The sequence below is a fragment of the Rhodospirillales bacterium genome, from assembly GCA_016872535.1.
GTDB lineage: Bacteria > Pseudomonadota > Alphaproteobacteria > Rhodospirillales > 2-12-FULL-67-15 > 2-12-FULL-67-15.
The window spans coordinates 1-3194 of sequence record VGZQ01000143.1; the positions used below are offsets into that span (position 1 = coordinate 1).

Here is a 3194-nt window from a genome sequence, read left to right on the forward strand (position 1 = left end):
GGTCGCCGACGCGGTCTCGGCGCTCGCCAATCTCGGCTATGCGCCCGCCGACGCGCTCGCCGCCGTCGCCCGCGCCGCCGACGGCCAAGGCGCGGCCGCGCCGGTCGAGGCCCTCATTCGCGCCGCGCTCGTCGAACTGGCGGCGGGCGCTTCGCCGAAACGCAAAGCGGGGATCGGTCGATGAACGCGAAAGCCAAGGACGAACGTCTGACAGCGGGCCGCGAAACCCGCGACGACGCGCACGACGCCTCCTTGCGTCCGCAAACCCTCAAGGAATTCGTCGGCCAGACCCAGGTCTGCGCCAACTTGAAGGTGTTCGTCGAGGCGGCCCGCGCGCGGGCCGAGGCCCTCGACCACGTCTTCCTGCACGGGCCGCCCGGGCTCGGCAAGACCACGCTCGCCCAGATCGTCGCGCGCGAACTGGGGGTCGGCTTCCGCGCCACCTCGGGCCCGGTACTGGCCAAGGCCGGCGACCTCGCCGCCATCCTCACCAACCTGCAGCCGCGCGACGTGCTGTTCATCGACGAAATCCACCGCCTCAACCCGGCGGTCGAGGAAATCCTCTATCCGGCGATGGAGGACTTCCAGCTCGACCTGGTGATCGGCGAGGGGCCGGCGGCGCGCTCGATCCGCATCGACCTGCCGGCCTTCACCCTGGTCGGCGCGACCACGCGCGCCGGCCTGATCGCGACGCCGCTGCGCGAGCGGTTCGGGATTCCGCTCCGGCTCCAGTTCTATTCGCCCGACGAGCTGGTGCGCATCGTGCGCCGAGGCGCCGGCATCCTCGGCCTCGACCTCACCGCCGACGGGGCCGCCGAGATCGCCAAGCGCGCGCGCGGCACGCCGCGCGTCGCCGGGCGGCTGCTGCGCCGGGTGCGCGATTTCGCCGCGGTCGCCGGCGAGAGCCCGGTCGACGCCAAGGCCGCCGACGCGGCCTTGAAGCGGATGGAAGTGGACGGGCGCGGGCTCGACGCCCAGGACCGGCGCTATCTCGCCTGTATCGCCGAGAACTACGGCGGCGGGCCGGTCGGGATCGAAACGCTCGCCGCCGCGCTGGCCGAGGAACGCGACACCTTGGAAGACGTGGTCGAGCCTTACCTGATCCAGCAGGGCTTCGTCATGCGCACCCCGCGCGGCCGGGCGCTGGCGGCGGAGGGCTACCGGCACATGGGGCTGAAGCCGCCGGCCTCGCTCGCCCAACTGGCGCTGCTGGCGGAGGGCGAGGATGGCTAAAGCGAAGGCGGGGGCTAGGCGCGAAGCGGGGCTTGCCGAACGGGCGGAAGAGCATATCTTCCGGTTGCGCGTTTATTACGAGGACACCGACGCGGGCGGCGTCGTCTATTACGCCAACTACCTGCGCTTCGCCGAACGGGCGCGAACCGAAATGTTGCGCGAGCGCGGAATCGAAAGCTCGCGGCTGATGGCAGAAGAGGGCGTCGCCTTCGCCGTGCGCCGCTGCGCCGCCGACTATCTCCGGCCGGCGCGGCTCGATGATCGGCTCGAGGTCCGCACCCGCCTCACGGCGCTGGGCGGGGCCTCGCTCGACCTCGAACAGCGGATCGTGCGCGCGGACGACGGCGCCGAGGCGGTCCGCCTCGATCTGACGTTGGCCTGCATGACCCGGGCGGGCAAGGCGGCCCGGATTCCCGCCAAGGTGCGCGGATGTTTACACGAAATTAACGGTACGGAACGGTAGGATCGCACAATGGAAAACAACATAGTCAGCGCGGTCGCCCTCGGCGGCTCGGTGGCGGCCCACGATCTCAGCATGTGGGCGCTCTTCCTCAGGGCCGACTGGGTGGTCAAGTCGGTGATGATCGCGCTTTTCCTCGCCTCGGTCTGGTGCTGGGCGATCATCTTCGAAAAGCTGATCGGACTCAGGCGCCTCAACGCCCGCTCCGACGAATTCGAGCGCTCGTTCTGGTCCGGCCGTTCGCTCGAAGACCTCTACGACCGCATCGGCGCGCAGCCGCGCGACCCCATGTCCTCGATCTTCGCCGCGGCCATGCGCGAATGGCGGCGCAAGGTGATGCGCGCCGGCGGCAACGGCGACGACGGCGGGCGCGAGCATTCCGGCGGCCTGCAGGAGCGCATCGAGCGCGTCATGCAGATCACGCTCGCGCGCGAGATGGAGCGGGCCGAGCGCTACATGACCTTCCTCGCCACCACCGGCGCGACCGCGCCGTTCATCGGCCTGTTCGGCACGGTCTGGGGCATCATGAACAGCTTCCAGTCGATCGCCATGACCAAGAACACCTCGATCGCGGTGGTCGCGCCGGGCATCGCCGAGGCGCTGTTCGCGACCGCGCTCGGTCTCTTGGCGGCGATTCCGGCGGTGGTCGCCTACAACAAGATCTCGCGCGATCTCGACCGCTACGCCAGCCGCCTTGAGGGGTTCGCGGGCGAATTCGCGGCGATTCTATCGCGCGAACTCGAAGACAAGGCCTGAGCCGTGGGCGTCCAGTTGCAATCGTCGTCGCGGGCGCGCTGGGGCCGCGGCGCCCGGCGCAAGCCCATGTCGGAGATCAACGTCACGCCGATGGTCGACGTGATGCTGGTGCTCTTGATCATCTTCATGGTGACGGCGCCGCTACTCACCGTCGGCGTGCAGGTCGACCTGCCGCAGACCCGCGCCGCGGTCATTCCCGGCAAGGACGAACCGATTTCGGTCAGCGTCAACCGCGAGGGCAAGATCTTCATCCAGGACACCGAGGTCGAGCTCGCCGCGCTCGGCGCGCGACTCGCCGCGATCGTCGGCAACAACCCGGAGGCACGCATCTTCGTGCGCGGCGACAAGGGCATCAACTACGGCCGGGTGATGGAGACCATGGGCGCGATCAACGCCGCCGGGTTCAGCAAGGTCGCGCTGGTCTCCGAGCAGGCGCCGGAGACGCGCCGGCCGCCGCGCCGGACGGGAGGCGGCGGGGCGAAGCAGTGACGTAACGCTCCCGGGGTTCAGGCCATGCGCCGCAACATCATTCTTTCGCTGCTGTTCCACGCGACGGTCATTTTCGTCGCGATCGTCGGTCTGCCCGACATCAGCCGGCGGGAACTGAACCTCGACCGCCCGATCGCCGTCGACATCGTCAACGTCGCGCCCGAAACCAACGCCCCGCCGCCGGCGCCGCCCCGGCCCGAGCCGAAGCCGGAGCCGCCCAAGGCCCAGCCGACACCGCCGCCGCCGCCCCAGGCCG

Annotated in this window: 5 protein-coding genes and 1 pseudogene; all 6 read left to right on the forward strand. The window is 70.2% G+C overall.

Translation table 11 applies throughout. The features are described from left to right. On the forward strand, nt 1-184 hold a 184-nt coding region (locus FJ311_16095; protein MBM3952956.1), incomplete at its 5' end, for a hypothetical protein. Then, nucleotides 181-1233 carry a Holliday junction branch migration DNA helicase RuvB gene (gene ruvB, locus FJ311_16100; protein MBM3952957.1) on the forward strand — a complete coding sequence of 351 codons (1053 nt, stop codon included), beginning with the start codon at nt 181-183 and terminating at the stop codon, nt 1231-1233. The genes FJ311_16095 and ruvB, both read left to right, overlap by 4 nt. Further along, on the forward strand, nt 1226-1696 hold the full coding sequence (gene ybgC / locus FJ311_16105) for a tol-pal system-associated acyl-CoA thioesterase (protein MBM3952958.1): 471 nt from the start codon (nt 1226-1228) through the stop codon (nt 1694-1696). The genes ruvB and ybgC overlap by 8 nt, the downstream gene beginning before the upstream one ends. Before the next feature lie 9 nt (nt 1697-1705). Next, the gene (gene tolQ, locus FJ311_16110; GenBank protein MBM3952959.1) at nt 1706-2449 is read left to right on the forward strand and encodes a protein TolQ; all 744 of its coding nucleotides are present in this window, start codon (nt 1706-1708) and stop codon (nt 2447-2449) included. Nucleotides 2450-2515: 66 nt separating this feature from the next. Beyond that, nucleotides 2516-2938 (forward strand): protein TolR, encoded by a 423-nt coding sequence (gene tolR / locus FJ311_16115; GenBank protein ID MBM3952960.1) that lies wholly within the window; start codon nt 2516-2518, stop codon nt 2936-2938. A gap of 166 nt (nt 2939-3104) precedes the next feature. Next, nucleotides 3105-3194, forward strand: a pseudogene (locus tag FJ311_16120) (dihydrolipoyllysine succinyltransferase).